The organism is Plantactinospora sp. ZYX-F-223 (assembly GCF_039649625.1).
GTDB lineage: Bacteria > Actinomycetota > Actinomycetes > Mycobacteriales > Micromonosporaceae > Plantactinospora.
The window spans coordinates 1-285 of record NZ_JBDJAV010000218.1 but is presented as its reverse complement, the minus strand read 5'-3'; the positions used below and the strand labels follow the sequence as shown (position 1 = coordinate 285).

The window sequence follows — 285 nt, the reverse complement described above, 5'->3', positions numbered from 1 at the left end:
ACCCGGATCGTGGTCGGGTCGGCCACCGGTGGAGGGGATGCGTCGCGGTTCGGAGGGCGTTGCGACCGGCCTTGATGGGGCCGGTGTTCGTTGTAGTGCCTGACGTACTCGTCCAACACGACATGCAGGTGCCGCGGGTTGTCGATAAGCATCCGGTCCAGGCACTCCCGGCGTACCGTGCGTACCCACCGTTCGGCGTGGGCGTTGGCCCTGGCCGCGCCGGGCGGGCTACGCAGGACTTCGATCCCTTCAGTAGTGAACACGTGGTCGAACACGGCGGTGTAC

1 protein-coding gene is annotated in these 285 nt (G+C 67.0%); it reads right to left on the bottom strand.

From position 1 onward, the window contains the following. Positions 1–285: integrase core domain-containing protein (locus AAH979_RS43260; RefSeq protein ID WP_346263917.1), on the bottom strand; the 285-nt coding region annotated here is incomplete at both ends.